Here is a 26,039-nt window from a genome sequence, read left to right as displayed (position 1 = left end):
GCACCGAACATGACCACCAAACCCAACCCGATCGACATGGCCAAATACGTCTCGGCCCGTCGCGCGCTGGACTATGTCCAGGACGGTATGCGGATCGGCCTTGGCACCGGGTCGACGGCGGCGTGGATGGTGCGGTGCCTGGGCGAGATGGTGCGCCAGGACGGCCTGCGCGTGACCGGCGTGCCGACCTCGGCGCGCACCGCAGAGCTTGCCCGGCAATGCGGCGTGCCCGTCGCCACCCTAGAAGATGCGAAATGGCTGGACCTGACCATTGACGGCGCGGACGAATTCGACCCCGACCTGAGCCTGATCAAAGGGGGCGGCGGCGCGCTGTTGCAGGAAAAGATCGTGGCGACCGCGTCGGACATGATGGTGGTCATCACCGACAAGTCCAAGCAGGTCGATCATCTGGGCGCCTTCCCCCTGCCGGTCGAGGTGATTCCCTTCGGCTGGCAGACGACCAAGGCCCTGATCGAGGAAAGCCTGATCGGCATGGACGTCGCGGGCCGGTCGGTCACGCTGCGCCTGAACCGCGATGCGCCCTATCGCACGGACGAGGGGAACATGATCCTCGACCTGCACTTGCGCCGCATCGGCAACCCGCGGCAGTTGGCGCTGGTCCTCAACCAGATCCCCGGGGTGGTGGAGAACGGACTGTTCCTCGATATCTGTGACGTGGTCATCATGGGGGGGGCCGATGGCTCGGTCGAGGTGCGCGATATCAACAACGGCACCGTGACCCATGAACGGATCGATCTGCGCGAGGAAGACAACATTTTCGTCGCCATCGGGGACTAACCCGCCCTGTCGCACGCCCAGAGGACGTCTGCCCGCAACGCACGGACTTGGGACAGCAACATCGCACAGCCCCCGGCTGGAAAGGACTTACATGGATTTCGACTATGATCTCTTCGTCATCGGCGGCGGCTCGGGTGGCGTGCGGGCGGCACGGCTGACCGCGATGGACGGGCACAAGGTCGGGCTGGCCGAAGAAAGTCGGATGGGCGGCACCTGTGTCATCCGGGGCTGTGTGCCCAAGAAGCTGATGGTCTATGCCTCGACCTATCCGGGGGCCGTGGCCGAGGCGCGGACTTATGGTTGGACCGCTCAGGTCGGGGATTTCGACTGGGACGGGTTCAGAACCCATCTGCATTCCGAACTGGATCGGCTGGAGAAGGCATATCACACCAATGCGACCAAGGCGGGTGTGACGATCCATGAACAGCGCGCGGTCCTGAAGGATGCGCATACCGTCGCCCTGGCCGACGGGACGGAATTCACGGCCAAGCACATCCTGATCGCGACCGGGGGACGCCCGGTTCGGCCCGAGATGAAGAATGCGGACCTCGGGATCGTGTCGGACGACGTGTTCCACCTGCCTGAGCTACCCAAGAAGATGCTGATCGTCGGGGCAGGATACATCGGCTGCGAATTCGCGGGTGTGTTCAACGGTCTCGGGACCGAGGTCAGCATGTTCGTGCGCGGCGCAAACGTCCTGCGTGGCTTCGACGAGGAGGCGCGGGGCCATGTCTCCGACGCGATGCAGCAGCGCGGCATCACCATCCACACCGGCTGTGCCCCGATGGAAGTCGAAAAGCGCGGCGACCGCATCTGGGTCAAGGGCTCCAACGGGCACACGGAGGAGTTCGACTGTCTTCTCTGGGCCACGGGGCGCAAGCCGAACAGCACTGGCCTCGGCCTCGAGGAAATCGGCGTGAAGCTGGACCGGCATGGCGCGATCTGCGTCGACGCGTACAGCCAGAGCGACGTGCCCTCGATCTATGCCATCGGCGATGTCACGGGGCGCGTCGAATTGACGCCCGTGGCCATCCGCGAGGGCGTGGCCTTCAACAAGACCGTGTTCCACGGCGAAAAGACCCCCGTCGATCACGACCTGATCCCGACCGCCGTTTTCACCCAGCCCGAAATGGGAACCGTGGGCCTGACCGAAGAGGAGGCCGAGGCGCAGGAGCCGACGCTGGTCTATGCGGCCGCGTTCCGCCCCATGCAGCAGGCCTTTGCGGGCGGAGAGGAGCGCGTGCTCTTCAAGATGCTCGTCTCCAGGGAGACGGACAAGGTCCTCGGAGTCCATATCGTGGGCCCCGGCGCGGGCGAGATGATCCAGTTTGTCGGGGTCGCGCTGAAGATGGGCGCGACCAAGGCCGACTTCGACCGCACCTGTGCGGTTCACCCGACGATGGCCGAAGAACTGGTGACTTTGAAGGACCCAGTGCGCGTCCTTGCTTGAACATGGGCGCGCAAAGGCCAATTTAGACTGAACACTGACGACCGAGAACTGAAGGGACGGAATACATGGCAGGCACCGGAGGCCCCTGGGGGGGCGGCGGCAATTCAGGTGGCGGGGGCGGCAACGACGACCGCGGCTCCGATCGACCGAACGGCGGGCGCAAGCCCCCGAACCGTGGTCCGCAAGGCGTGCCCGAAATCGACGAGCTGATGAAAAAGGGCCAGGATCAACTCCGCGTCCTCATGGGCGGTCGGGGCAATCGTGGCAACGGCGGCGGCGATGGCGGCCCGGGCGGCGGCGGGTTCGAACTGAACCGGCTGACCATCGGCATCATCGCCCTTCTGGCCATCGGGGCCTGGGGTTTGCAGTCGTTCTACACGGTGCGACCCGAAGAACAGTCGGTCGAATTGTTCCTGGGCGAGTTTTCCTCGACCGGCGGACCCGGCCTGAACTTCGCGCCCTGGCCCATCGTCACCGCCGAAGTCGTGCAGGTCACGACCGAGCGCACGGTGGACATCGGCGTCGGGCGGACCGGCAATCGCTCTGAAATGGGGCTGATGCTGACCGGCGACGAGAATGTGGTCGACATCGACTTCCAGGTTGTCTGGAACATCAACGATCCGGCCGGTTTCCTGTTCAACCTCGCCGATCCGCAGGCGACGATCCGGGCCGTGTCCGAATCCGCGATGCGCGAAATCGTGGCGCAATCGGATCTGGCGCCGATCCTGAACCGGGATCGCGGCATCATCGCCGACCGGCTTCTGGAGCTGGTTCAGAGCACGCTCGACAGCTATGACGCCGGGGTCACCATCCTGCGCGTCAACTTCGACCGGGCCGATCCGCCCGAGGACGTGATCGACGCCTTCCGCGAAGTGCAGGCCGCCGAGCAGCAGCGCGACCGCCTGCAATCCGAGGCCGATGCCTATGCCAACCGCGTCCTGGCCGGCGCGCGTGGTGAAGCGGCGCAGCTTCTGGAACAGGCCGAGGGGTACCGCGCCCGCGTCATCAACGAAGCCGAAGGTGAGGCCAGCCGTTTCTCGGCCGTTCTGACCGAATACCTGGCCGCGCCCGAAGTGACGCGCAAACGTCTCTACCTCGAGACGATGGAGCAGGTTCTGGGCGACGTCGACAAGATCATCGTCGACGGTGGTCTGGGCGGCGAAGGCGGCGGACAGGGCATCGTCCCCTATCTGCCGCTCAACGAACTCCGGGGCGGACGCTCTGGCCAAGGGGGGAACAACTGATGAAGCGTTCCGCATATCTTCTGCCGATTGCCGCCGTGGTCGTGATTGGCGTTCTGTCTTCGATCTTCGTGGTGGACGAACGCCAGAAAGCGCTGGTCCTGCAATTCGGTCAGATCGTCTCGGTCAAGGAAGAGCCCGGCCTGTCGTTCAAGTTACCGCTCATTCAGGAAGTCGTCTATTACGACGACCGCATCCTGAGCCGCGACATCGACCCGCTGGAAGTCACGCCCTCCGATGACCGTCGTCTGGTCGTCGATGCCTTCGCCCGCTACCGCATCGTGAACGTCGAGCAGTTCCGGCAGGCGGTCGGCACCGGTGGCATCCCCGCCGCCGAACAGCGGCTCGACACGATCCTGCGCTCGGAACTGCGCGAGGTTCTGGGGTCGGTGTCTTCCAACGACATCCTGTCCGAGGACCGGGCCGCCCTGATGCTCCGCATCGCCACCGCATCGCGTAACGAAGCGCGGGCCCTGGGGATCGAGATCATCGACGTGCGTCTCAAGCGGACCGACCTGCCGCCGCAGAACCTCGATGCGACCTTCGCCCGGATGCGGGCCGAGCGCGAACGCGAAGCCGCGGACGAAATCGCCCGGGGTGAAGAAGCCGCGCAAAGGATCCGCGCCCAGGCCGACCGGACCGTGATTGAGCTTACGTCGGATGCGGCACGGGACGCCGAAATCGCCCGCGGTGAGGCCGATGCCCGCCGCAACGCGATCTTCGCCGACGCCTTCTCGCGCGATCCGGAGTTCTTTGAATTCTACCGCTCGCTCACGGCCTACACCCGTGCGCTGCAGGGGTCGAATTCGACGCTGGTCCTGTCGCCCGACAGCGAATTCTTCGATTACCTGAAAACGGATCGTCTGGATCGCTGATCAAAACCCGGCAGCATTCGATAGCCTTGGGGGCCTCGCATCGCGGGGCCCCTTCGTTTTGCGCCCAAGCTTCGCGGACACGCAGGTTGTGCCTGTTCAACCGGGTCTCCGCGCACTACCTTTGTCGTGGGAAGTCACGCCCATGTGAGGCTCGACGCGTTGAATGTGCGGCGCAGGGTGCAAACATCGGGCGGGCAGACACTGGCGGGTCCTGCGCCCGCGACTCGTTTTTCAGAAAGGGAAACCTGCCGATGAACTCCGATTTGCAACGACCAATGCCGACCGCCTATCGCGCGGTCATGGCCGTCGTTCTGGGGCTGGCGATGACCATCGCCACCACCCTGACCGCAGCGGCACAGCAGCGCCCCGATACCTTCGCGGACCTGGTCGATCAGGTTTCGGGTGCCGTGGTCAACATCACCACCAACACGACCATCACCGCCGCACAGCGCGGCCCCAACAGCGGCAACCCGCTCGAGGATTTCTTCGACGAATTCCGCAACCGCAATCGCGGTCCTGACGGCGCGCCGCAACCGCCGACCCGTCGCGGCTCTGCCCTCGGGTCCGGCTTCGTCATCTCCGAAGACGGCTATATCGTCACCAACAACCACGTGATCGAAAACGCCGACGAAATCCTGATCGAATTCTTCTCGGGCGAGGAATTGCCCGCCGAACTGATCGGCACCGATCCGAACACCGACATCGCCGTCCTCAAGGTCGAAACCGACGAGCCGCTGCCCTTCGTCCCCTTCGGCGACAGCGAAGTCGTGCGCACCGGCGATTGGGTCATGGCCATGGGCAACCCCCTGGGTCAGGGATTCTCGGTCAGCGCGGGCATCGTGTCGGCCCGCCAGCGGGAACTGCAGGGCGTCTATGACGACTACATCCAGACCGACGCGGCCATCAACCGGGGCAACTCGGGCGGGCCGCTGTTCAACATGGACGGCGAAGTCATCGGCGTGAATACGGCCATCCTGTCGCCCAACGGCGGATCCATCGGCATCGGCTTTGCCATGTCGTCGAATGTCGTGACCCGCGTCGTCGACCAGTTGCAGGAATTCGGCGAAACCCGCCGCGGCTGGCTCGGCGTGCGGATCCAGGACGTCGATCAGGAACTGGCCGAGGCCCTGGGGCTGGAGCGGGCGCGCGGTGCGCTTGTGACCGATGTTCCCGATGGTCCCGCCAAGGACGCCGGGATCGAGCCGCGCGACGTCATCCTGACCTTCGACGGCACCGAAATCGGCGACAGCGACCAACTGGTCCGCACAGTCGGCAATGCGCCCGTCGAAAAGGCCGTTCGCGTGGTGATTTTCCGCGATGGCGCGACACAGACCCTGCTGGTGACCCTGGGGCGCCGCGAAGACGCGGAGCGCGCGGTTCCCGCATCCTCCGAGTCCCCGTCGGACGAACCCTCCGACAGCACGCTCCTCGGCCTGACGGTCTCGACGCTCACCGATGAGCTGCGCGGCCAGCTTGGTCTCGACGACAATGCCACGGGCCTTGTGGTGTCGGACATCGACGAAAGCTCGGAGGCCTATCAGAAGGGCCTGCGGACCGGCGATCTGATCGAGGAGGCCGGACAGGTCAGCGTCTCGACGATCGCCGAATTCGAAGAGCGCGTCGAAGAGGCCAAGGCCGCGGGCCAGAAATCGTTCCTGCTGCTGATCCGGCGTGGTGGCGACGCCCGTTTCGTGGCGCTGCCGCTCGACACGGAGTGACGCGATCCCTTGAATGAAGAACCGGGCGCCCTTCGTGGCGCCCGTTTCGTTTCGGCCTGCAGTCAAATGCGTTGCGAAATCCAGGCCCCCGCCAGGATCAGCCCGATCAGGATCGGCTGGTGCAGCAGGTAGAGGCTCAGCGCATGTTGGCCGGGCCAAGCCAATGCCCGCGCCACCGGGCCCGGCACCGCAGGCCCCCAGTCGAGAAGTCGCGCGCCGCCCGCCTGTCCGAAGGCGAGGCCAGCAAGGCAAGGGGCCAGCCAGGGGACCATCGGTTCATAGTCGATCATCGCGGGCGTCGAGGTGCCCAACCCGGACCACAGCCACCAGACGCCGTCGAAGGTCGGCGCGCGCAACTGGGGCCCGACCCAGAGCACCGCTGCGGCGGCCAGCGCGGTCGACCACCACGGGGCGCGCAGGAACATGAGGGCGAAGACGCTGCTCAGGGCGATGGAATGCAGAATGCCGAAGCGGACCCAGGCCCCCGGCACCGCGAAATACGTGGCCAAGCTGACCCCGCCGGCCGCCACGGCCAACAGCCCCAGGCGTTTGCCGAAGGACCGGGGGCGAAAGCGTTTGCCATGGGCCAGCCAGATCGAGAAGCCGGCCAGAAAAATGAAACTCGACGCGATGGTCCGCGCCGACAGATCCCAGAGGCCGCCGAAGGTCGTCCCCGGCGGCACCAGTCCCAGAACCTCGAAATCGCGTCCGAAGTGGAAGACCGCCATGGCGACGAAGGCGGCGGTCCGAAGCCAGTCGAGGGCGATCAGCCGATGGGTCAAACGCCGTCTCGCCCCAAGGCCACAAGGCCGAGGGCCTTGGCGGACTCGGTCGACAGGGTCGCGCTCTCCAACCCTTGTTCGGACTGATAGGCCGCGACGGCCGCCCGGGTCGCGGTGTCATAGATGCCCGTGATCTCGCCGTCGTAGAAGTCCCGCGCGGCCAGGGCGCGCTGGATCTGTTCGATGAAATCACGGCTGCCCGCCCGCAGCGCGCAGGGCGTCTCGAACCAGTATTCGGGGCTCTCCTCCAAATCGCTGGTCCGGACAAGGGGCGGCGGCGCATCGGGGCTTTCGGGGGTGAGGTCGAGCGCAGGGGAGATCCGGCTGCCCAAGGCATAGCAGAGCCCCGGCTGCGCGTTCACCGGGCTATCGGCACGCCCGACCGCCGGGCCGGACGCGGGAACACAGGCCGCGGTGGCGGCAAGCATCAACCATGGGAATGCGGTTCGCAGCATCGGCCTCAATCCGGGGCGCGGTCTTGGGGCCCGCCCGTCCGCGATACCCTAACCGATCTGGCCTGTGCGGCGAAACGTCCCGCAGGGTCGTGCCGCGACTTCGGCTCTTATCTGCCCGTGGAATGTTGCGCAGCGGCCACCGCGCCGCTAACCCGGAGGACAGACAATCAGAGGGTCCAATGGCGAAGATCACCTACATCGAATACGGCGGCACCGAACATGTCGTCGACGTCCCGACCGGCCTGACCGTGATGGAAGGCGCGCGCGACAACAACATCCCCGGGATCGAAGCGGATTGCGGCGGGGCCTGCGCCTGCTCGACCTGCCACGTCTATGTGGACCCGGCCTGGGTCGACAAGCTTCCGGCCAAGGACGCCATGGAAGAGGACATGCTCGACTTCGCCTATGAGGCCGACCCGACCACCTCGCGGCTGACGTGCCAGTTGAAGGTGTCGGACGCGCTCGACGGCCTTGTGGTGCGGATGCCCGAAAAGCAGATCTGATGATCCTGCGCGCGGCTCTTGTCTGTGTCCTTGCGGCCACCGGGGCGCAGGCCTGTCGGGTGTCGCCCGAGACGCAGGCGATTGCCGGGAGCATGACGCAGAGCGGGGATCAGGCGGCCTGGTACCGGGATCCGACCGACATCTATGGCCATGGGATCATGGGGAATATCCCCGATGCCCTGACCCTTGTGGTGGCGTCACCCCGTAGCGCCAACAGTTGCGGCGTGTTCAGCGTTGCGGCGGGCGACGGACATGTGTTCGAGGATACGGCACCACGCCTGGTGGACGTGACGGGGGACGGCATCCCCGAGGTGATCGCCGTGCGCTCCAGCGTGACGCAGGGGGCGCAGTTGGTGGTTTACGCCGAGGGGCCGGAGGATCGTCTGACCGTGCTGGCCGAAACGCCCTATATCGGGCGGCGCAACCGGTGGCTGGCGCCTGCGGCCTGGGCCGATCTGGATGGGGACGGGGCCGTGGAGATTGCCTTTGTCGACCGTCCGCACCTGGCCAAGACCTTGCGAATATGGAGATTTTCGGACGGCGCCCTGACCGAGGTGGCGGCGGCGTCGGGGGTGACCAACCACCGGATCGGGGATGAGATCATCCATGGCGGCTTGCGGACCTGCGATGGCGGGCCCGAGATGATCCTGGCTTCGGCCGACTGGACCGAGGTGCTGGCCCTGCGCTTTGACGGGCGCGAAATCAAGGCCAGACGCCTTGGCACCAATACCCCGACCGCGATGCAGGAGGCGATGAATTGTTCTTTCCCATGAGAGGCTTGGCGGCAATCCTGATGGGCCTTTTGGCCAGTGGGGGGGCGGTTTGGGCGCAGGAGCGGCCGATTACGCCCGAGGTTCTTCTGGGGCGGATCGAGGGGCGGACCATGGCCTTCGTCGACCGGCGAACCGGGGCGGTCGTGGGCTATGAGCGATTCCTGTCGCGCAGCCAGAGCCAATGGCGGGACGAAAATGGAAAATGCGTGCGCGGCGACGTCTATGTCGAAGGGCCAACACTCTGTTTTCGCTATGAAGATGAACCGTCGGTCGCGCATTGCTGGCTCCCTTTCAAGGAGGGGCCGGACGTCGGCTATCGCTCGACCTTGACGGGCGAAGTGCAGCTGATGCGCGACGCGGAACCCGCAGATGCCGAGTGCGAGATCGTTCCCCTGTCCTGACGGCGCGGGGCCAAAATGGCCCGGGATTCCATGTATTCGGAACGGGTGACCAACGGGTGATCTGCGTCCGACGTGATTTCGACCCCGGGCCGCCGCCCGCTTGCCCGCGCCGACACGATCCGCCAAACCGGAGGGCGACAGAGCGGAGGACCCCATGACCCATATTCTCGCCATCGACCAAGGCACGACGTCCAGCCGGGCGATCCTGTTCGACGCGGACCTTCGGATCGTCGCCACGTCGCAGCAGGAGTTCACCCAGCATTTCCCCGATAGCGGATGGGTCGAGCATGAGGCGGACGACCTGTGGCGGACCGTGGCCGAAACCTGCCGCGACGTGGTCGCCAGGACCGGGGTGGACCCAAAGGACATCGCCGCCATCGGCATCACCAACCAGCGGGAAACGACGCTGGTCTGGGACCGCGACACGGGCGAGGCGGTGCACCGCGCCATCGTCTGGCAGGATCGGCGCACCGCCGCCTTCTGCCGTGGGATGAAGCCGCAGGAGGAGATGCTGACCGCGAAGACAGGTCTGCTTATGGACCCGTATTTCTCGGGGACGAAGCTGCGCTGGATCCTGGAGAATGTGGAGGGCGCGCGGGCGCGGGCCAGGGCGGGCAAGCTGATGTTCGGGACGGTCGACAGCTATCTAATCTGGAAGCTGACCGGCGGGCGGGCACATGTGACCGACGCGACGAATGCGGCGCGCACGATGCTCTACAACATTCACGAGGGGCAGTGGGACGCGGAGATCTGCGGTCTCTTCGACATCCCGATGGAGATGCTGCCCGAGGTGCGCGATTGCGCGGCGGAGTTCGGCACGACCGACCTTCTGGGGCCGGAGATCCCCATCCTGGGCGTCGCCGGGGATCAGCAGGCGGCGACCGTGGGGCAGGCCTGTTTCGACAAGGGGATGCTGAAGTCGACCTATGGGACGGGGTGTTTTGCCCTTTTGAACACCGGCGACACGCCCGTCACCTCGACCCATCGGTTGCTGGGCACGATCGCCTATCAGCTGGACGGCAAGCCGACCTATGCGTTGGAAGGGTCGATCTTCATCGCGGGCGCGGTGGTGCAATGGCTGCGCGACGGGTTGGGCATCATCGGGCAGGCGTCGGACACGCAGCCGCTTGCCGACAAGGCGGACCCGCAGCAAAGGCTTTACCTCGTGCCCGCGTTCACCGGGCTTGGCGCGCCGCACTGGGACCCGGACGCGCGCGGCGCGATCTTTGGCCTGACACGCGGATCGGGGCCGGCCGAATTCGCGCGGGCGGCGCTGGAGAGTGTCGGCTACCAGACGCGCGACCTGCTCGAGGCGATGAAGGCCGATGTGGGCGATCTTGGCGAGACGGTCCTGCGGGTCGACGGCGGGATGAGCGCGTCGGATTGGTCGATGCAGTTCCTGTCGGACATTCTGGGCGCGCCGGTGGACCGCCCGAAGGTGCTGGAGACGACGGCCCTGGGCGCGGCCTGGCTGGCCGGAATGCGGGCCGGAGTCTATCCGGGGCAAGCGGAATTTTCCCGGTCCTGGGCGCTGGAACAGCGGTTCGAGCCGAAGATGGAGCCCAAGGACCGCGACACCCGCTATGCCGGGTGGCAGGACGCCGTGCGCCGGACCCTTACCCGGCAGGGATAAGGCGGCCCGCCAGATCGTCGAGGGAGCTGGCCCCGATCTGCGTCATGTTCGCCGTCATGTCGGCGGTCAGGATGTGCATCAGGTGGTCGAGGCCGCGCGGCCCGAAGGCGGCGAGCGCAAAATACCAGGCCTTGCCCAGAAAGACGAAGTCGGCCCCGAGCGCCAGTGCCCGCAGGATGTCGAGGCCGCCCGCGATCCCCGAGCAATAATAGACCGGCACCCGGCCCGCGACCTGTTCGACCACCGGCGGCAGCGCGTCGAGCGCGGCGGGACCGCCTTCGAATTGCCGCCCGGAATGGTTCGACACCCAGATGGCATCGACGCCCATGTCGATCAGGCGGTCGACATCGCCCGGATCCTGCACGCCCTTGACGACCAGCGGGCCGTCCCAGTCGGCGCGCAGGGCGGCGATATAGTCCCAGTCGGGGAAGGCGCGGATGACGCGGCCCGCGTGGGTGAAATGGTCGGCCCCCGTCTCGGCCTTGATGTAGCTGCCGGGGAAGACCATCTGCGGCATCCCCTTTTGCGCCATGCCAAGCGCCCAGGCAGGTGACGACAGGATCGAGGCGATGATCCGAGGTGTCATCACCGGCGGCATGGAGACATGGGCGCGGCGCTGGCGCTCCCGGCGGCTTTCGCCCGGCACGTCGACGGTGACCGTCAGAACGCGCCAACCCGAGGCCTTGATCCGGGCCAGCATGTCGCGGCGAATCTCGGGGTCGTTGACGGGGTAGTGCTGGAACCAGCCCAGGTCGCCGACGATGGGGCCGGTATCTTCGGGGGCGGCGGCGGCCACGGTGCTCTGACCGTAGGGGATGCGGTGGCGGGCGGCGGCGCGGGCCACGTGGCGTTCGGCATCGGGCCAGAGAATGCCCGCAAGGCCGATGGGCGCGATCCCGAAGGGGACGGGATGGCTGTGGCCCAGGGTGCTGCGCGTCAAGTCGGGCGTGATGTCGCCCCGCAGTACGGCCGGGCGGAAGCGCACCGCGTCGAGCGCCGCGCGGTTTTGCGACACGCCCAGTTCGCGGCCCGTCCCGCTGTCGAGGTATTCGAAGGCGAAATGCGGCATCCGGCGTTTGGCGCGGGCACGCAGGTCGGAGAGGGCGGGATGTGTGACGTCGAGATCCATCCCCGCAGGAGGCACGTTGCGGCCCCGTCTGTCCAGACGCCAAAGCGCGGCGGTCGGGTGCGGTCGGGAATTTCGGGTCGCCGCCCCCTCGGGGAGAGAGAGGGGGAGGAGAGGGCGACGACCCTGCCGAGTCAGGTCAGACCCGCCACGCGCATCAGCGCGGGCAGGCTGTCCACCGGCATCTCGGACGGCAACCCGATGTCGCGCGGGTGCCAGGGTTCGCTGTGGGGGCGGTTGGCGTAGGTGTCGAAGCCGCGCGCGACCAGGCCCAGAAGGACCTCGGCCACGAGGTAGGAGCCAAGGGGGCCGAGCCGTGTGCCCTGGCCCAGGATCGCGGCCTCATGGGCGATATAGGTGGACAGGGGTGCTGCTTCGGGGATCTGGCCCGGGTCGAGCCGTGGGAGGGTGGTGCCGGATTGCGCCAGGCTGTCGAGGCAGCCCTGGGCGGAGGGCAGGTTGAACCTGCGGGCGATCTTCGGCGCGTATGCGGGCAGGCCGTCGCGAAACGCGGCCAGCGTGAATTCAAGGGGCAGAGGCATTCGGCGGGCGTCACCCAGCGAGGCGCGCGCGTGGAACGCCCCGAAGAACGCGGTGTCCCCGGCCTGCACCCGCGCAAGGATGGCCGGGTCGCAGACCGCGGGCAGATAGGCGTTCGCGACCAGCCATTGGTAGGTCCAGCGGACGCGGTCGCGGGTCTGGTCGAACAGCGCCTCGCGGTCGGTCTCGGACGGGTCCGCGTGATCGACGATGCGGTTGTGCAGCCGCGCAAAGGCGAGGTGGAGGCGGGCCAGATCCGGGTCATTGGCGTTGCGGGCATCGGCGATGATGGCGCGGTCGTGTTGCAGGCTGCCGTCGTCGCGCAGGAACATCGCCCGCAGATCGGCGGGAAGCGTCGTCAGCTTGGCCGCGTCGATGCGGGGCCGAGCGGGGTCCACCAGATGGGACAGACGCAGAAGGTCGAGACGGCCCGCATCGCAGCCCATGGCCAGCTTTGCCCGGTCGCGGGGACAGCGCAGCTTGTCGATCATCTCTTGACCGAAGGACCCGGTGAGCGCGGCCCCGCCGTAGACACTGTCGAGGTCGAGCGCGCCTGTCCGCAGGTTCGCCACCAGTCGGACCACCTCGGCGCGGGGCAGGGGGTCGGCGTCGGTACCGTCGAACAGCGGCACATTGGCGCACCTGCCGGTCATGGCGAGGATGTCATTGGCGACGAAGCGCCCGAAGCCGGTCTGATCGCTGCGCGGGGCGGGTGCTGCCGTCTTGTCCGGCGACCGCGCCGCGACAGGCGCGTCCGGAAAGGCGAAATCGAGGGGCCCGAAGTTCGCCTCCATGGGATCCGGCGCGCTGTGTTCGCTGGCAAATCCGCAGGCCGTGGCGATCAGGCGGCGCCCTGCGTCCGACGCCAGGCCGGTGGCCGCGACCCCATCATTCGGATCAACCTTGCCGAACCGTTGGCCCGGCACGCCGTGGCCAGTGAAGAAAAGCATCGAACCCTCGAAATCGAATCACCCCACGTCACCCTTGCGCGACGAGCGTGATTCCAGCGTGAGCCGCCCGACGGTTGTGTTTGGTCCCTTGGCATGTCTCTGTTACCTTGACGTCAACGACGGTGGGGGCAGTCATGATCTTGAAAAGACCCGATTCTGGCGCGCTGGCCCGGATCATGGTGCGGGGCCGCTTTTCCGTCACGCAGACGGACGGCACGGACCTGACGCCGCGCCGCCGCAAGGAACGGGGTCTTCTGGCCCTTCTGGCCCTGTCGCCCGATCATCGCCGGTCTCGGGTGTGGCTGAAGGACAAGCTCTGGTCGGATCGTGCGCCCGAACAGGCGGCCACCAGCCTTCGCCGCGCGCTCTGTGATCTGCGCAAGACACTTGGGCCCTTGGCCGATGGGCTTGCCAGTGACCGCTATGACGTGTGGCTCACGCGGACCTTTGCGGTCGAGTCTCCGGAGAGCGTCGGTGATGATCTGGTGCTTCTGGAGGGGCTGGATGTGCCTGATCCGGAATTCGACGACTGGTTGCGCGATCTGCGCCAGGCGGATGCACCGCGACCGGCACCCACGCGAGTTGCCCCCGGTGTCCCTGCGATCCACAACACCGGCGGCTCGGATGCGACCCTGGTGTCCATCGTGCCGCTGACGGAATCGTCTGACTCCGAAGAGGTGTTCCTGACGTCCTTCCTGACTGACACGCTGTCCACGCGGCTGATGGCCGAGGGCAACGTCGAGGTTCATATCGGCCGCGACCCCCCAAGTCCGCGGATCGCCGCCGCCGGAGCGTTCCTGCGGATCGAACTGTCGACTGTCGTCGCGGGTGGTCATTGGCACGTCCATCTGCGGGCCTTTGCGGATCGGTCGCGGATGTTCCTGTGGTCCGGGCGGCTGGAGCTGCCTATGGATTTCCGGGTGATCTATCAGGGCAGCGACGTGGCCGCCTTTGTCAGTGCCGCCCTTGCCGGGATCGCGAGCCGGTTCGAAAGCTACCGTCTGGCGCATCGCTCGGCCTATATCACGTTGCAGCGGGCGGCCCGGCGGCTGTTCACGGCGCGGCGCGAGGATCTGGACCTGGCCGAGACAGAACTGTCACAGCTGGCCGGGGGCGAGGGGGCGGGTGTCGCCCTGGCTTGGCAGGCCTTCGCCCGGCTTACCCGCGCGCTGGAATTCGGCGAGACGGCCACGGGGCTGATCGTGGAGACGCGCGACATCGCCGACGAGGCGCTTGTGCTGATCCCCGACAATCCGCTGGCCTTGGCGCTTGCCGCGCAAGTGGAGATCAAGCTGAGCCAGGACATCGACCGGGGTCGCCATCTGGCCGAGGCGAGCGTGAAGGCCTGCGATCAGAACCCCTACGGTCTTCATGCGCTGTCGCAGGCGCGGCTGTTCGAGGGGGCCTTTGCCGAGGCCCATCACCTTGCGATCCGGGCGCGCCAGACGGCGGAAGGCCTGCCCCATGCCTATTGCTGGGACATGCAGCTGTGCCTGACGTCCCTGGGTGTCGAAGATCTGCCCGGGGCCGAGGCGGCGGCCCGGGCGGCCCATGCGGGCAACCGGCACTATCGCCCCGCCCTGCGCTATCTGACGGCCCTGAACCGGATCGCGGGCCAGCAGGCGACGTCGGAGCGATACGCCGCCGAACTGGTCCTGCGTGAGCCGGGGTTCAAGCTGAGCGATCTGGGTCGGCCGGACTATCCGGCGCAGACCCTTCATCGCACCGGCTATTTGCGCGACCTGGCCTTGCCTCCGACCGCCGCCTGATCGGTGTCCTTGCCGTTACGGACCGGCGACTTGCGCGCCAGGCGACCGGCATGCAGAGCGGCGGCTACGGATGTGCCCGACACCCGGAAGAGCCGCCGCGTGCCGTTTGCGACGACCAGTTGGCCTTCGAAGGGGCGCGGCGAATCCACGATCTCGATCGCCGGGCCACGCTCGGGATCGTCGGGGAGGTGGCGGCCCGAATAGGGACTGGGCCGACTGCGGTCATCGGGGTCGGCGGGCCAGCGCGGGGACCAATGGCTGCCCACGGCGATGAGGCGTTCGGACCGTCCGGTGGCCAGAATCGATGCGGTTCCCAGACGGCGGATCTTGCTGTCAGGATGACCGGAGTCGTCGGTGCCGGGATGGCCGGGCGCATCCTCGGCGCGGTAGGCCGGGTCTTCGAAGACGGATTGACGCCGGGGCGGGATGCGCCGGGTGCCGACCACGGTGTCGTCGCGGAGAATCCAGGCCTGAACCTCATCGCGGGAGGCCAGCTCGATCTTCCAGGGTCCGGCATCGGCGGTGGCCGCGAACCCCTCGGCCGGGGTGGTGGGCGCAAGGCTGATCCGCGTGCCATACCATCCGTTCCCCAGATCGCGCGTCCAGCTGGCCCCGATGACCTGCCCATCGGTGGTCAGCAGGTGCAGTTCGGCCCCGTCATCGTCGGGACGGGTGACGCGGAGGCCGCCCGGGGTGGTCAGCGTCAGGGTCGGAAAGGCGTCGCGATGCACAAGCTCCACCGAATTGGGGGAATGGTCGTCGGGCATCAACCGCCATGTCAGGGCGGGGTCGGGCGCATCCGGCGCGATCCTGGCATGGGCGCGGTCGTTCAGGTGGTTGCCCATGGGCACCACGATCCGCACGTCGAGGCCCTGGGCGGCAAAGCTTGCAAGGGTCTGTTCAAGTGCCTTGTGGATCGGGCGCGCGCCGTCGTGTGGCCCCCCGAGAAAGGCGAAGGACAGAAGGATCACGATGGGGCGGTCGGTGTATTCGGGGCCGCTGCCTGCGATCATCGCCACCATGCTGCGCACGGCGAGGTCGAGAAGGCCCTTGAGGGTCTCGCCGCTGGCATCGGCCACGACGGCGGCCGGAAGTTCCAACCCGAAGAGCGGGGCATCGGGGCCGGCCGCGCGGCCGGCAAGGGCGGCCATGGCGGTGCCGTGGGCAAAGTCCGACGGCACGAGCAAGGGTGGGCCGCCCCGATAGGGGGCGTGGACACAGTCGGCAAAGAGGTGCCCCAGTTCCGCGCGGTTGCGCAGATCGCCGCCGGGGCGGTCACCGCGCCGGGTCATGCGCGACAAGTCCTCGAGTGACAGGGTCTGGAGAGGCGACGCGCCGTCCGTGCCCGCAAAGGATAATGCGCCAAAGCCCGAGAACCCCTTGGCACCGCGGTCGCGGAACGCCGGGTTCCAGAAGGCGATGCCGGTGTCGATCACGCCGATGCAGGCGTCATGCTTGCCGTGTTTCGCCGGTTTTCCGGGGCGGAGGGCCGGCAGTGCGAGGTTGCAGCGTTCTCTGAGGGTCGGGCCAAGGAACACGCGGCGCAGGCTGCCATCGGCATCGGACCCGCGCAAGTTCGCAAGACGGTCGGCAAAACCGCCGCCGGGCAGCAGGTCGGGGCCCGCGATGCTGTGCACGGAAAGGCCGCCTGCGCCGTCCTCGACAATCAGGGGCAGGGCGTCATGGGTTGCCGCCCGGCCAAGGATCGACAAGGCAAGGGGCAGGAAATTGTCGGGCAGATCCGAGCCGACATCGGCGGCGGTGAACTCAGGCATCGGCGGCCTGACCGATTTCCGCAAGCGCCAGACGCACGGCGGTGTGCAAAGGGCCGGTGCCCGTCGGGGGCGTCTGGGTCCGGGCCAGACGGCGGTCATCGGCGAGCGAGCCGACGCTGCCCGACGCAGGATGCGACAGGCCCATTCGCGCCGCGAAGATGGGGGCCAGCGCCTCGGCCAGTTTGCGCCCTTCGACGCCATCGGCGGGATAATGGACCCCGGCGATCACGCGGTTGTCGGCGATGCGGGCGGCAATGGCGCGCAGCTCCTGATTGGGGCCGCCGAAGATGAGGCTCTCCATCGCCATGGCCAGGCCGAAGGACTCGGTGGCGTGGCCGCTCGGGGTGGCGGAATGGGCGGGCGTCTGGATGATCGGGTTGATGACCGGCGACAGATCCGCGGGCCGGGGCACCGACAGGATGAACTTGGCCTTGATCTCCAGCCCCTGGATCGCGCCATGGACCGCATCCAGCAGGGTCATCAACCAGGGATGGGTGCCGGTGCCGATGGGATAGGCCAGGGCCAGAAAGCTGAGCTGATCGGTTTGCTGTTCCAGAATCTCGGCCATCCGGTCCCCGCGAATCCACTTGGCATCATGCACCTGTCGCAGCTGCACCGCCGGGTCGGTCCCATTGGCGAAGGGCGAGACGAGGCTGACGCGGTCCGTGCCGTCTTCGGTCAGAACGGCAGCCCCGTCACGTTCGACCATGTCGAGACCGGCGGAAAGCTCGCTCACCAGAAGGGCGCGAAGGTGGCGTCCGTTCAGGCGGCGAAGTTTCGTCTCGGCAGAAATGCGGGGGACGTCGGCCAGGGAAACGGGATCGAGTGGCAGCGACAGGGAGACGGCGGTGTTGTCCAGCGCGATACTGAGCTGCGTCGACGTTCCCTGACCGGCATGGCCGAGCTCTCCGCCGGAGTTGTTGGAGTTGTTCGAGTTGTTCGAGTTGTTGGAATTATTGGAGTTGTTCGAGTTGTTGGAGTTGTTGGAGTTGTTGGAATTATTGGAGTTGTTCGAGTTATTGGAATTGTTCGAGTTGTTCGCGAATGGCATGACGTCTTCCCCCAGGGTCCTTGCGACCCGAGGCTAGCACTGGGGGACGGGTTCCCCCGGCGGGCCAGCACCCCTTCACGCAGAAATCACGCAGGTCGTCGTCAGCGCACCCGAAGCGTGATCTTTCCGATGTGATCCCCGGCTTCCATCCGGGCGTGGGCCTGGGCGGCGTCCCGAAGGTCGAACGTCTGATCCATGACCGGAGCGACGGTCCCCGCATCGAGCAGGGGCCAAACCTCGTCGCGCAGGGATTGGGCGATCCGGGCCTTGGCGAGGTCGGTTCGGGGCCGCAGGGTCGATCCGGTGATCGTCAGGCGACGCATCATCACCTGGGCGAAATTCAATTCGACCTTGGGCCCCTGAAGGAAGGCGATCTGGACCAGCCGTCCGTCGTCGGTTAGTGCGCGGACATTGCGGGGGAGGTAGTCGCCCCCCACCATGTCGAGGATCAGGTTGGCGCCGCCCGCCGCGCGCAGGACCTCGACAAAGTCGGCGTCGCGATAATTGATCCCTTCGGCCCCGAGATCGACGCAGGCCTTGACCTTCGCCTCGGACCCCGCCGTCGCGAAGACGCGGGCCCCGCGCGCGCGGGCAAGCTGAATCGCCGTCGTGCCGATGCCGCTGCTGCCGCCGTGGACCAGAAACCTCTCGCCCGCGCGCAGGCCGCCGCGATCGAAGACATTGGTCCAGACGGTGAAATAGGTCTCGGGCAGGGCTGCCGCCTCGACCATCGACAGGCCCTTGGGGATGCGCAGCGCGTGATCCGCCGGGCAGGTGGCATATTCGGCATAGCCGCCCCCGGGCAGCAGCGCGCAAACCTTGTCGCCCGCATGCCAACGGCTGACCCCCGGACCGGTCGCGACGACCGTGCCGGAACACTCCAGTCCGGGCAGGTCGCTGGCCCCCTTGGGCGGATCATAGGCGCCCGCGCGTTGCAGCGCGTCGGGGCGGTTCACCCCGGCATGGTCGACCGCGATCAGGATCTGGCCCGGACCGGGCGTCGGGACCGGGCGCCGTGTCTCGACCAGAACGTCGGGGCCACCGGGTTCGCGGATTTCGATGGCGCGCATGGTATCGGGAAGGGGCATGGGCAGGCTCCGGCAAGTCGCATGGCCCATGGGTATCAGGCCGCGCAGGGATTCCAAGGCAGTGAGATCCGTTTCCCGGTCCGGAACGTAAGCCGATCATGGAAAAGATATCCCTGATCGTGAATATCGTCGTGCTGGTCCCCGTGTTGGTCGGCCTGCTGTCGAACAGCCCGGGCATGGCCGACGCGTTCGGGCCCGACGCGGCGGCGCGCCGCATCCTCGTGGCGGTCTACCTGGCCATTGCGGGGCTCAGCGCCGTGCTTATGGTCTGGGGTGGCGGGGCCGCGCTTATCCCCGGACTTCTCGTGGTGCAGGTGGTCTACAAACTGCTGACCGTGCCGCTTCTGGGGATCGGGCATCCGGTGGTCATGGCCAACCTCGGAGTGGTGGCCGTCCATGCCGTCACGCTGTGGACGCTGGCCCGTTAGGCGTCGGACGACGGCGTGCGCCACAACCCCGGCAGGTCGCCGCGCGGGGGCTTGGCCGGTGCCTTGATACGGTCGAGCAGCATGTTCGGCCCGGTCATCAGCTTCTGGAACAGGGGCGATTTGCGGGCCGAAGCCTTGGCCTTCTCGATCTGCATGACGTTGTCGATCCGCCGGTCGAGGAAATCCCAGGTGTCGCGCGACCCGTCGGATTGGTCGCCAAGCCAGAACAGCACGGTCGAGGAATAGACCCCGGACAGCGTCGCGCGTTTGGTGTACCAGTTCACGTCCCGGCTGCGGTCGCCCAAAGCGTCCCAGATGGCATCGGCGGTGCCCCAGAGGGCGCGCAGGCCGTCGGCGGCGTGCATCGGCAGCGCGAACAGCGTCATGCCACGGCGCACCGCCTCCCGGTGTTCGCCCGCCACCTCGAGGCGCAGGCGCACGGCATGGGCGACCTTGTCGCGATACCGGAACTCGGACATGTCGGTCGTCCGGACCTTTTCCATCATGGCGTCGTCGCCCCGACGGTGAAAGGCCAGTGCCATGTCCACCGCCCCGCGCGGGAAGGCGGCGCGCGCCTGTGCGGGTGTGACCTGGGCGTCGGTGACGGCGGCGCGGAACGCGGCCTCGGACCAGCCGTCGAAGGCGACATGGGGCAGGGCGGCGTCGATCAGGCGATCTTTGAGGTCGGGCATGTCTGGGCCTCCGGGGTCAGGGGATCGGGATACTGGACAATATAGGGGCGCTTGGGTATAGCGCCACTTCCTGCACCGATTTATCGGACCCCACACAAACTTAGAAAGGTGGTGAAAACCACATGCAGGTTAGCGTTCGTGACAACAACGTCGAACAGGCCCTCCGGGCTCTGAAGAAGAAGTTGCAACGAGAAGGCGTCTTCCGTGAAATGAAGCTCAAGCAGCATTTCGAGAAGCCCTCCGAGAAGAAAGCACGCCAGAAGGCCGAGGCCGTCCGCCGTGCTCGCAAGCTCGCTCGCAAGAAGGCTCAGCGCGAAGGGATGATGTAAGTCACCCCGGCAGCGTTTGCCAAGGAATCAGCCCCCGGTCGCAGAGATGCGGCCGGGGGTTTTCGTTTGGGACCATGTGTTTGGGTTGGGCCAAGCCTCGGCGATCCGCGCGACGTAGATGGAAACCCGGGAGTGGAGCGTGATGGTCGCCAGCAATTGACGGGTCGCCTCCGGCAAGGCTTCATTGCCGCGCATCAGTACTCGGGTGAGACGACGTATTCGGCCAGAACGAGAATGGCCCGGAAGCGCGACCCGTCGAGATCGGCGCGCCATCCGCTACGGGACGCCTTGGTCAAGGTGGCAAGGCAATCCGAATGCGCGCGAGTCTGGTCGCGGCCTTCTTGCCCGGGTTGCCTTGTTTCCAAGCGATCGACTGGCTCGTGTCGAACCCGACGCGTTTCGCCATTGCGGAGATGAGTCGACGATGCCGTAGGCGAACAGCTCCTTCCTGACGGGACCGGCCTTCTCAGTTGCCGAAGACGATCCCGTCATCGGTGACGGCGCGCACGCCGGGGCGCTCGGGCGAGTGTTCGTCGACCGTGTCGTCAAAGATCTTGCGCTCGCGGACGCCGGGCAGCTGGGCAAAATTCTTCATGATGCGGTCGGGATACCAGGCGCGGCGGATCGAGGTGAACCCCGCCTCCTGCAGGATGCCGGTCACCGACTGGCCGCAGGTCGCCTTGTTGGCGGGTCCGTGTGCCTGCATCAACTGGATCACCCGTTCCGCCACCGCGGGAGAGACGTCGATCTCCTGCATGACCATATGGTAGGTCGGGCGCGCGTGGTAATCGATGTAGAAATCGAGGATCTGTGGCGTGATGCCATAGATCACGTCGCCGCGCTCCGGCGCGGTCGGATGCCACCAGGTGCCCGCGGGGTCAAAGATGACCCGCTGGCTGCCCGACACCATCAGGGCCGAATGCCCGCCTGCCCCCGACCGGTTGTTGATCGCCGTCATCAGGGTCAGTGTCGTCGGACCGGGTGCCTGATAGGCGCGGCGGTTCACTTCTTCGATTGGCGCGTAGACAGAGTCTGCTCCGCAGGCCCCGAGCACAGACAGCAGGAGCGTGAAAACGACGGCACGGATCATGTTGGATCAGGTCCGGAAGATGGCGAGGAAAACGAGGATCGCGAGGATGGCGATCACCGTCCACTTGGTGACGCTCATGAAGCCCGCAAAGGTCTTTTCCTGCGCGCTGGTGTCCATGCTGCCATGCTTGTGCTCTTCGGCCATGTCTCGTCTCCTGGTGTAATCGCTTTGGGCGGTCGTCTAGCTCATGGCGGGGAGCATGTCACGTGTCTGGGGCCGCGACATCATCGGCATTTTCGGATTCCTCAAGCGCCCGGGCCAGCCGGAACCCGATCCGCTGCGGTTCCGGTTGATCCGGTGCGCGCGGAATGGCCCGGAGGACGACATTCAACTGGCTGACGTGCTGGATGGACTGGGTGCGCAGCCCGTTCTCGTCCGTGCCGGAAAACGTCACGATGTCCGGCGCGTGAAATCCGATCCCTTCGATCCGCATCAGCCCGCCCGCCACGCCGGTAAAGCCCATGGCGGCCTCGTGCTCGGCGTCAAGGCTCTCCTCGAAGGCCTTGAGGTAGAGGATGACGCGTTGATAGGCCCATTCGGCGGGGCTGAGCTGTTTCTGCTTTTTCGCGATGGCCTCGGGGACGGGGACGGCATGGTCCAACCCGTCGGCGCGCAACTCGGCGCAGCGGGGCAGGGCGGCGGCCTCCATGGCGTCGGCGGTGGTGTGGTTCTCCATCATGGGCGCACCTTGGCGGCAGGGCGCGGGTCGTGCAACACCGCGCCACCTCAGGTCGCGCGAAAAACCCAGACGCCGTCGTCGCGGGTTTCGCGCACCGCGCGCCCGGTCCGATACAGATGTTGCAGGTGGGCAATCGCCTCGAAAAACGCGAGGCCATAGAGATCGCCGCCGACATCGCGCTTGAAGAGCGGGGCAAAACACTCGCCCCCGGTGCGCGGCGTGGCCAGATGGTCGTGCAGGCGGTTCAGCGCGGCCACGTGGTTCTGACGCAAGGACGCAAGCCGCGTCGGCAATCCGCGATAGGGCGTCTTGTGTCCGGGCAGCACCAGTTGGTCCGGGCGCGCCAGCGGGGTCAGACGCGCGCAGGCCGCCAGCCAGTCGCCCACGGGGTCGCCATTGGCTTCGGTCGGGTAAAGCCCGAGGTTGGGCGAAATCCCGGGCAGCAATTGATCGCCCCCCAGGACCAGATTGCCCCCCACCTCGAACAGGACGGCGTGTTCCGGCGCATGGCCATCCCCGCGCGCGACGTGCCAGCGCCGACCGCCAAGTTCGATCTCCTCGCCCTCGGTCACGCGGGTATAGCCGGTCGGCATCGGGGCCACGATATCGGCGAAGTTGAAGGGCCGCTCGTTGGCGCGCTTGGCCAGAACCTCCGCGTCCATGCCCCACCGACGACAGAAGGCCAGCGTCTCGGGCGTGGGCCGCGGCTGTTCATCCAGCGTCAGCATCCGCGCCATGAGCCAGGCCGTCCGCGTCATCAGAAGTTCGGCCCCCTGCCCCTGGAGCCAGCCCGCAAGGCCGACATGGTCCGGGTGGTGATGGGTGACAAACAGACGGCGGATCGGCAGGCCGCCCAAGGGACCGGCGCGCAGGATGTCGAGGATGGCGCGGGTGCGCTTCGTGTCGAACCCGGTATCGACCATCGCCCAACCATCGTCTTCGCGCAGGAAGTAGATGTTCACATGGTCCAGCGCCATCGGCAGCGGCAGGCGCGCCCACAGGATGTCGTCGGCGACCTCGACCACGTCTCCCTCGGCCGGGGCGTCCGCCCATGGGAAATCGAGGCCGGCATAGCCGTCGGGGATGTCGAGGTCCTTCATGACTGCCGCCCTACGCGGCAATCACCTCGGTCGCCACGGCATAGAGACCCTCGGCGCCCGCACGGGCCTTGGCCATTTCGGCCAGCGCCTCGGGCAGCATCTGGCTCTTGGCGAAGCGGGCGAGCGGCGCGCGGGCCGGATCGGCGGCGGCGCCCTTGAGATGGGCGTGGGTGCCCAGAACGCGTGCGAAGGCCGCCAGATAGGACGTGGCGCCGGCGAAACGGTCCTGCATGTCCTGCGTCAGTAGCCATTCGGTCAGCGCGCGAAGGTCACCGGCGGCGGCGGACAGCTCGGCGTCGCCCAGGGCCGCCACCTCGTCCAGAAGGGCGAAGGCGGCGGCTCCGCCGTCCATCAGCTTGCGCCCGACAAGATCCATCGCCTGAATGCCGTTGGTGCCCTCGTAGATCGCCGTGACCCGCACGTCGCGCAGGTATTGGGCGGCGCCCGTCTCCTCCACGAAGCCCATGCCGCCGTGCACCTGAATGCCGTCGCCCGCGACCTTGATCCCGATGTCGGTGCCATAGGCCTTGGCGATCGGGGTCAGGAACGCGCCGCGCGCCGTCCAGCCAGCGTCACCCGTCGCCTTCGCCATGTCGATCGAGACGGCGCAATCCATCGCGATGGCCCGCGCGGCAAAAGTCTCGGCCTTCATCGACAGGACCATGCGGCGCACATCGGCGTGGTCGAGGATCGTGCCCTCGCCCATCGGGGTCTTGCCCTGCTTGCGATCGAGGGCATAGCCCACGGCGTGCTGCATCGCCGCCTCGGCCACGCCCAGACCCTGGATGCCGACACCGAGGCGGGCGTTGTTCATCATGGTGAACATGGCGGCCATGCCCCGATGCGGCTCACCGACCAGCCAGCCGGTCGCGCCGTCGTATTGCATCACCGCCGTGGGCGAGCCGTGCAGGCCCAGTTTATGCTCCAGCGATACGACCTTCAGGCTGTTGGCGACGCCTGCATTGCCCTCGGCATCGGGCAGGCGCTTGGGCACCATGAACAGGCTGATCCCCTTGGTGCCCGGCCCGGCATCGGGCAGCCGCGCCAGAACCAGGTGGCAGATATTCTCGGAAAAATCGTTATCGCCCCAGGAGATGTAGATCTTCTGGCCTGTCACCGCATAGGTGCCGTCCCCCTTCGGTTCCGCCTTGGTGCGCAGCGCGCCCACGTCCGACCCGGCCTGCGGTTCGGTCAGGTTCATGGTGCCGCACCATTCGCCGGAAATCAGCTTGGGGATATAGAGCGCCTTCATCTCGTCGGAGGCATGGGCCTCCAGCGCCTCGATCTGGCCCTGGGTCATCAGGGGATTGAGTTGCAGCGCGAGGCAGGCCGATCCGATCATCTCGTTCACGGCCATGGTCAGCGTGATGGGCAGGCCCATGCCGCCGTGTTCGGGGTCGGCGGACATGCCGATCCAGCCTCCTTCGGCAATCGCGGCAAAGCCTTCGGCATATCCGGGCGAGGTGCGGACCACGCCGTTTTCCAGATGCGCGGGATGCAGGTCGCCCGCCCGGTTGATCGGGGCCAGCACCTCTTCGCACATGCGGCCGGCCTCGGTCAGGATGGCCTCGACCGTTTCGGGTGTGGCTTCGGCGAAAGCTTCGGTTGCGGCGACGCGATCAAAGCCGACCACGTGATCGAGCACGAACCGGATTTCGGAAACTGGGGCGCGGTAGGGCATCGGAAACCTCCCATTCGGGGTACAGCTGCAATATAGCGACGAAGAGCTTAACGCGAACCTAGGGCCAGCCCCCCCATGGCATCAACTGAAACACAACGTCACAACCCGTCGTCCGGGAGCCAGTCCGAAGCCCTTTCCGCCGACGATGTCGATGCGGCGGCCGATATCCTGCGGCGTGGCGGACTTGTCGCCTTCCCGACCGAGACGGTCTATGGCCTCGGCGCCGATGCGACGGACGGTGTGGCCGTGGCCCGCATCTTCGCCGCCAAGGGGCGCCCGTCGTTCAACCCGCTGATCGTCCATGTGACCGATGTCGCCGCCGCCTGCGTGCTGGCGCGGTTCGATCCGATGGCCGAGGCCCTGGCCCAGGCGTTCTGGCCCGGCCCCCTGACGCTGGTCCTGCCGCTGCGCGACGGGCATGGCCTGTCGCCCTTGGTGACGGCGGGTCTGGACACCGTGGCGATCCGCGTGCCCGCCGCCCCGCTGGCGCAGCGCCTGTTGCAGGCGGTCGGTCGTCCGGTCGCGGCACCTTCGGCCAATCCATCGGGCCGCGTGTCGCCGACGCGGGCCGCGCACGTAATCGCCGGTCTGGGCGACCGTGTGGACGCCGTGCTGGATGGCGGCCCCTGTGGCGTAGGCCTCGAATCGACGATCCTGCGCAGCGATCCCCCGACGTTGCTGCGCGAAGGCGGTCTTGCCACCGAGGCGATCGAGCGGATCACCGGCGCTTTGGCCCGCGATACCACCCCCGGCAAGGTGCAGGCCCCCGGGCAACTGTCGTCGCATTACGCGCCCGACCTGCCGGTGCGCCTGAACGTTGCAACCCCCGACCCGGACGCGTTTATGATCGGGTTCGGCGCAATTGCGGGCGACGTCAGCCTGTCGGAAGATGGCGATCCGGTGACGGCGGCGGCGCGATTGTTCGATGTCCTGCACCGCGCCGATGCGCTGGCCCGGACGGCGGGCAAGCAGCGAATCGATGTGGCCCCCATCCCCGAGGTTGGTCTGGGTCGTGCCATCAACGACCGCCTGCGCCGGGCCGCAGCGCCACGGCCCGCGAAATAACGTCTCTCTGCCGCAGGTGTGATTTCCCCCGGCGCTTCGGGCGCGAT

At 67.0% G+C, this 26,039-nt stretch carries 26 protein-coding genes; 13 read left to right on the top strand and 13 right to left on the bottom strand.

Translation table 11 applies throughout. The annotated features are described in order from the left end of the window. Positions 1-9: 9 nt before the first annotated feature. The 5 genes from rpiA to BM002_RS09630 all read left to right on the top strand — a co-directional run bounded on the left by rpiA (position 10) and on the right by BM002_RS09630 (position 6,082). Entirely contained in the window at positions 10-798 is a 789-nt protein-coding gene (gene rpiA / locus BM002_RS09650) for a ribose-5-phosphate isomerase RpiA (RefSeq protein ID WP_092779884.1), read from the top strand. Positions 799-889: 91 nt separating this feature from the next. Then, positions 890-2,248: a glutathione-disulfide reductase gene (gene gorA, locus BM002_RS09645; protein WP_092779882.1), complete on the top strand. Its 1,359-nt coding sequence runs from the start codon at positions 890-892 to the stop codon at positions 2,246-2,248. 65 nt (positions 2,249-2,313) lie between these two features. After that, positions 2,314-3,492, top strand: a complete 1,179-nt coding sequence (gene hflK / locus BM002_RS09640; protein ID WP_092779880.1) for an FtsH protease activity modulator HflK — start codon at positions 2,314-2,316, stop codon at positions 3,490-3,492. Further along, positions 3,492-4,364, top strand: a complete 873-nt coding sequence (hflC, locus tag BM002_RS09635) for a protease modulator HflC (RefSeq protein WP_092779878.1) — start codon at positions 3,492-3,494, stop codon at positions 4,362-4,364. The genes hflK and hflC overlap by 1 nt, the downstream gene beginning before the upstream one ends. A 275-nt stretch (positions 4,365-4,639) precedes the next feature. After that, positions 4,640-6,082, top strand: coding sequence for a Do family serine endopeptidase (locus BM002_RS09630; RefSeq protein ID WP_245749192.1), 1,443 nt, complete (start codon positions 4,640-4,642; stop codon positions 6,080-6,082). A gap of 62 nt (positions 6,083-6,144) precedes the next feature. On the opposite strand, the gene BM002_RS09625 is transcribed toward BM002_RS09630, so the two are convergent. Continuing rightward, positions 6,145-6,864 (bottom strand): heparan-alpha-glucosaminide N-acetyltransferase, encoded by a 720-nt coding sequence (locus tag BM002_RS09625; protein WP_092779874.1) that lies wholly within the window; start codon positions 6,862-6,864, stop codon positions 6,145-6,147. Next, complete coding sequence (locus tag BM002_RS09620; protein WP_245749191.1) at positions 6,861-7,292, bottom strand: peptidoglycan-binding domain-containing protein; 432 nt, start codon at positions 7,290-7,292, stop codon at positions 6,861-6,863. Before BM002_RS09620 ends, BM002_RS09625 begins: the two co-directional genes overlap by 4 nt. A gap of 206 nt (positions 7,293-7,498) precedes the next feature. Here BM002_RS09620 and BM002_RS09615 point away from each other — a divergent pair, with 206 nt between their 5' ends. The 4 genes from BM002_RS09615 to glpK all read left to right on the top strand — a co-directional run bounded on the left by BM002_RS09615 (position 7,499) and on the right by glpK (position 10,629). Beyond that, entirely contained in the window at positions 7,499-7,822 is a 324-nt protein-coding gene (locus tag BM002_RS09615) for a 2Fe-2S iron-sulfur cluster-binding protein (protein WP_092779870.1), read from the top strand. Next, entirely contained in the window at positions 7,822-8,595 is a 774-nt protein-coding gene (locus BM002_RS09610) for an FG-GAP repeat domain-containing protein (protein ID WP_092779868.1), read from the top strand. The genes BM002_RS09615 and BM002_RS09610 overlap by 1 nt, the downstream gene beginning before the upstream one ends. Before the next feature lie 5 nt (positions 8,596-8,600). Next, complete coding sequence (locus BM002_RS09605) at positions 8,601-8,996, top strand: hypothetical protein (RefSeq protein ID WP_217641165.1); 396 nt, start codon at positions 8,601-8,603, stop codon at positions 8,994-8,996. Between the two features lie 154 nt (positions 8,997-9,150). Beyond that, positions 9,151-10,629, top strand: a complete 1,479-nt coding sequence (glpK, locus tag BM002_RS09600; protein ID WP_092779864.1) for a glycerol kinase GlpK — start codon at positions 9,151-9,153, stop codon at positions 10,627-10,629. Here the strand turns inward: glpK and BM002_RS09595 are convergent. Beyond that, positions 10,613-11,758 (bottom strand): alpha-hydroxy acid oxidase, encoded by a 1,146-nt coding sequence (locus BM002_RS09595; RefSeq protein WP_092779862.1) that lies wholly within the window; start codon positions 11,756-11,758, stop codon positions 10,613-10,615. The two genes, glpK and BM002_RS09595, sit on opposite strands and share 17 nt — an antisense overlap. A gap of 131 nt (positions 11,759-11,889) precedes the next feature. Continuing rightward, the gene (locus BM002_RS09590) at positions 11,890-13,245 is read right to left on the bottom strand and encodes a peroxidase family protein (RefSeq protein ID WP_092779860.1); all 1,356 of its coding nucleotides are present in this window, start codon (positions 13,243-13,245) and stop codon (positions 11,890-11,892) included. A 140-nt stretch (positions 13,246-13,385) separates the two neighbouring features. Here BM002_RS09590 and BM002_RS09585 point away from each other — a divergent pair, with 140 nt between their 5' ends. Continuing rightward, entirely contained in the window at positions 13,386-15,014 is a 1,629-nt protein-coding gene (locus tag BM002_RS09585) for an AfsR/SARP family transcriptional regulator (RefSeq protein ID WP_139212326.1), read from the top strand. On the opposite strand, the gene BM002_RS09580 is transcribed toward BM002_RS09585, so the two are convergent. The 3 genes from BM002_RS09580 to BM002_RS09565 form a co-directional block, all read right to left on the bottom strand. After that, positions 14,975-16,789, bottom strand: coding sequence for a S8/S53 family peptidase (locus tag BM002_RS09580; protein WP_092779856.1), 1,815 nt, complete (start codon positions 16,787-16,789; stop codon positions 14,975-14,977). The genes BM002_RS09585 and BM002_RS09580 overlap by 40 nt on opposite strands. After that, on the bottom strand, positions 16,782-17,840 hold the full coding sequence (locus BM002_RS09575; RefSeq protein WP_175484857.1) for a phosphatase PAP2 family protein: 1,059 nt from the start codon (positions 17,838-17,840) through the stop codon (positions 16,782-16,784). Before BM002_RS09575 ends, BM002_RS09580 begins: the two co-directional genes overlap by 8 nt. A 101-nt stretch (positions 17,841-17,941) precedes the next feature. Further along, on the bottom strand, positions 17,942-18,928 hold the full coding sequence (locus BM002_RS09565) for an NAD(P)H-quinone oxidoreductase (RefSeq protein ID WP_092780568.1): 987 nt from the start codon (positions 18,926-18,928) through the stop codon (positions 17,942-17,944). Between the two features lie 98 nt (positions 18,929-19,026). Between BM002_RS09565 and BM002_RS09560 the strand changes: the two genes are divergently transcribed. Continuing rightward, complete coding sequence (locus tag BM002_RS09560) at positions 19,027-19,356, top strand: hypothetical protein (RefSeq protein ID WP_092779850.1); 330 nt, start codon at positions 19,027-19,029, stop codon at positions 19,354-19,356. Here BM002_RS09560 and BM002_RS09555 read toward each other — a convergent pair. Next, the gene (locus BM002_RS09555; RefSeq protein ID WP_092779848.1) at positions 19,353-20,048 is read right to left on the bottom strand and encodes a COQ9 family protein; all 696 of its coding nucleotides are present in this window, start codon (positions 20,046-20,048) and stop codon (positions 19,353-19,355) included. The genes BM002_RS09560 and BM002_RS09555 overlap by 4 nt on opposite strands. A 122-nt stretch (positions 20,049-20,170) precedes the next feature. On the opposite strand from BM002_RS09555, the gene rpsU reads away from it, so the two are divergent. Further along, positions 20,171-20,377 (top strand): 30S ribosomal protein S21, encoded by a 207-nt coding sequence (gene rpsU / locus BM002_RS09550; protein ID WP_092779846.1) that lies wholly within the window; start codon positions 20,171-20,173, stop codon positions 20,375-20,377. Positions 20,378-20,843: 466 nt separating this feature from the next. On the opposite strand, the gene BM002_RS09545 is transcribed toward rpsU, so the two are convergent. The 5 genes from BM002_RS09545 to BM002_RS09525 are packed head-to-tail and all read right to left on the bottom strand — an operon-like array spanning position 20,844 to position 24,927. Beyond that, entirely contained in the window at positions 20,844-21,467 is a 624-nt protein-coding gene (locus BM002_RS09545) for a hypothetical protein (RefSeq protein ID WP_092779845.1), read from the bottom strand. Between the two features lie 6 nt (positions 21,468-21,473). Beyond that, positions 21,474-21,611: an aa3-type cytochrome c oxidase subunit IV gene (locus BM002_RS09540; protein WP_092779843.1), complete on the bottom strand. Its 138-nt coding sequence runs from the start codon at positions 21,609-21,611 to the stop codon at positions 21,474-21,476. 58 nt (positions 21,612-21,669) lie between these two features. Then, the gene (locus BM002_RS09535) at positions 21,670-22,146 is read right to left on the bottom strand and encodes a hypothetical protein (RefSeq protein ID WP_092779841.1); all 477 of its coding nucleotides are present in this window, start codon (positions 22,144-22,146) and stop codon (positions 21,670-21,672) included. A gap of 47 nt (positions 22,147-22,193) precedes the next feature. Then, positions 22,194-23,246: an MBL fold metallo-hydrolase gene (locus tag BM002_RS09530; RefSeq protein ID WP_092779839.1), complete on the bottom strand. Its 1,053-nt coding sequence runs from the start codon at positions 23,244-23,246 to the stop codon at positions 22,194-22,196. Positions 23,247-23,256: 10 nt separating this feature from the next. Then, entirely contained in the window at positions 23,257-24,927 is a 1,671-nt protein-coding gene (locus BM002_RS09525) for an acyl-CoA dehydrogenase family protein (protein WP_092779837.1), read from the bottom strand. Between the two features lie 75 nt (positions 24,928-25,002). Between BM002_RS09525 and BM002_RS09520 the strand changes: the two genes are divergently transcribed. Beyond that, positions 25,003-25,992, top strand: coding sequence for an L-threonylcarbamoyladenylate synthase (locus BM002_RS09520; protein WP_092779835.1), 990 nt, complete (start codon positions 25,003-25,005; stop codon positions 25,990-25,992). The last annotated feature ends 47 nt before the right edge of the window (positions 25,993-26,039 follow it).

It is taken from the genome of Jannaschia pohangensis, from assembly GCF_900113875.1.
GTDB lineage: Bacteria > Pseudomonadota > Alphaproteobacteria > Rhodobacterales > Rhodobacteraceae > Jannaschia > Jannaschia pohangensis.
The sequence above is the reverse complement of the archived record's forward strand: the minus strand, read 5'-3'. Positions and strand labels throughout refer to the sequence as shown.

Coding starts and splice junctions, on each gene's coding strand:
- rpiA (WP_092779884.1), top strand. CDS start 10: ATGACCACCAAACCCAACCCGATCGACATGGCCAAATACGTCTCGGCC.
- gorA (WP_092779882.1), top strand. CDS start 890: ATGGATTTCGACTATGATCTCTTCGTCATCGGCGGCGGCTCGGGTGGC.
- hflK (WP_092779880.1), top strand. CDS start 2,314: ATGGCAGGCACCGGAGGCCCCTGGGGGGGCGGCGGCAATTCAGGTGGC.
- hflC (WP_092779878.1), top strand. CDS start 3,492: ATGAAGCGTTCCGCATATCTTCTGCCGATTGCCGCCGTGGTCGTGATT.
- BM002_RS09630 (WP_245749192.1), top strand. CDS start 4,640: ATGCCGACCGCCTATCGCGCGGTCATGGCCGTCGTTCTGGGGCTGGCG.
- BM002_RS09620 (WP_245749191.1), bottom strand. CDS start 7,292: ATGCTTGCCGCCACCGCGGCCTGTGTTCCCGCGTCCGGCCCGGCGGTC.
- BM002_RS09615 (WP_092779870.1), top strand. CDS start 7,499: ATGGCGAAGATCACCTACATCGAATACGGCGGCACCGAACATGTCGTC.
- BM002_RS09610 (WP_092779868.1), top strand. CDS start 7,822: ATGATCCTGCGCGCGGCTCTTGTCTGTGTCCTTGCGGCCACCGGGGCG.
- glpK (WP_092779864.1), top strand. CDS start 9,151: ATGACCCATATTCTCGCCATCGACCAAGGCACGACGTCCAGCCGGGCG.
- BM002_RS09595 (WP_092779862.1), bottom strand. CDS start 11,758: ATGGATCTCGACGTCACACATCCCGCCCTCTCCGACCTGCGTGCCCGC.
- BM002_RS09590 (WP_092779860.1), bottom strand. CDS start 13,245: ATGCTTTTCTTCACTGGCCACGGCGTGCCGGGCCAACGGTTCGGCAAG.
- BM002_RS09580 (WP_092779856.1), bottom strand. CDS start 16,789: ATGCCTGAGTTCACCGCCGCCGATGTCGGCTCGGATCTGCCCGACAAT.
- BM002_RS09575 (WP_175484857.1), bottom strand. CDS start 17,840: ATGCCATTCGCGAACAACTCGAACAATTCCAATAACTCGAACAACTCC.
- BM002_RS09565 (WP_092780568.1), bottom strand. CDS start 18,928: ATGCCCCTTCCCGATACCATGCGCGCCATCGAAATCCGCGAACCCGGT.
- BM002_RS09560 (WP_092779850.1), top strand. CDS start 19,027: ATGGAAAAGATATCCCTGATCGTGAATATCGTCGTGCTGGTCCCCGTG.
- BM002_RS09555 (WP_092779848.1), bottom strand. CDS start 20,048: ATGCCCGACCTCAAAGATCGCCTGATCGACGCCGCCCTGCCCCATGTC.
- rpsU (WP_092779846.1), top strand. CDS start 20,171: ATGCAGGTTAGCGTTCGTGACAACAACGTCGAACAGGCCCTCCGGGCT.
- BM002_RS09545 (WP_092779845.1), bottom strand. CDS start 21,467: ATGATCCGTGCCGTCGTTTTCACGCTCCTGCTGTCTGTGCTCGGGGCC.
- BM002_RS09540 (WP_092779843.1), bottom strand. CDS start 21,611: ATGGCCGAAGAGCACAAGCATGGCAGCATGGACACCAGCGCGCAGGAA.
- BM002_RS09535 (WP_092779841.1), bottom strand. CDS start 22,146: ATGATGGAGAACCACACCACCGCCGACGCCATGGAGGCCGCCGCCCTG.
- BM002_RS09530 (WP_092779839.1), bottom strand. CDS start 23,246: ATGAAGGACCTCGACATCCCCGACGGCTATGCCGGCCTCGATTTCCCA.
- BM002_RS09525 (WP_092779837.1), bottom strand. CDS start 24,927: ATGCCCTACCGCGCCCCAGTTTCCGAAATCCGGTTCGTGCTCGATCAC.
- BM002_RS09520 (WP_092779835.1), top strand. CDS start 25,003: ATGGCATCAACTGAAACACAACGTCACAACCCGTCGTCCGGGAGCCAG.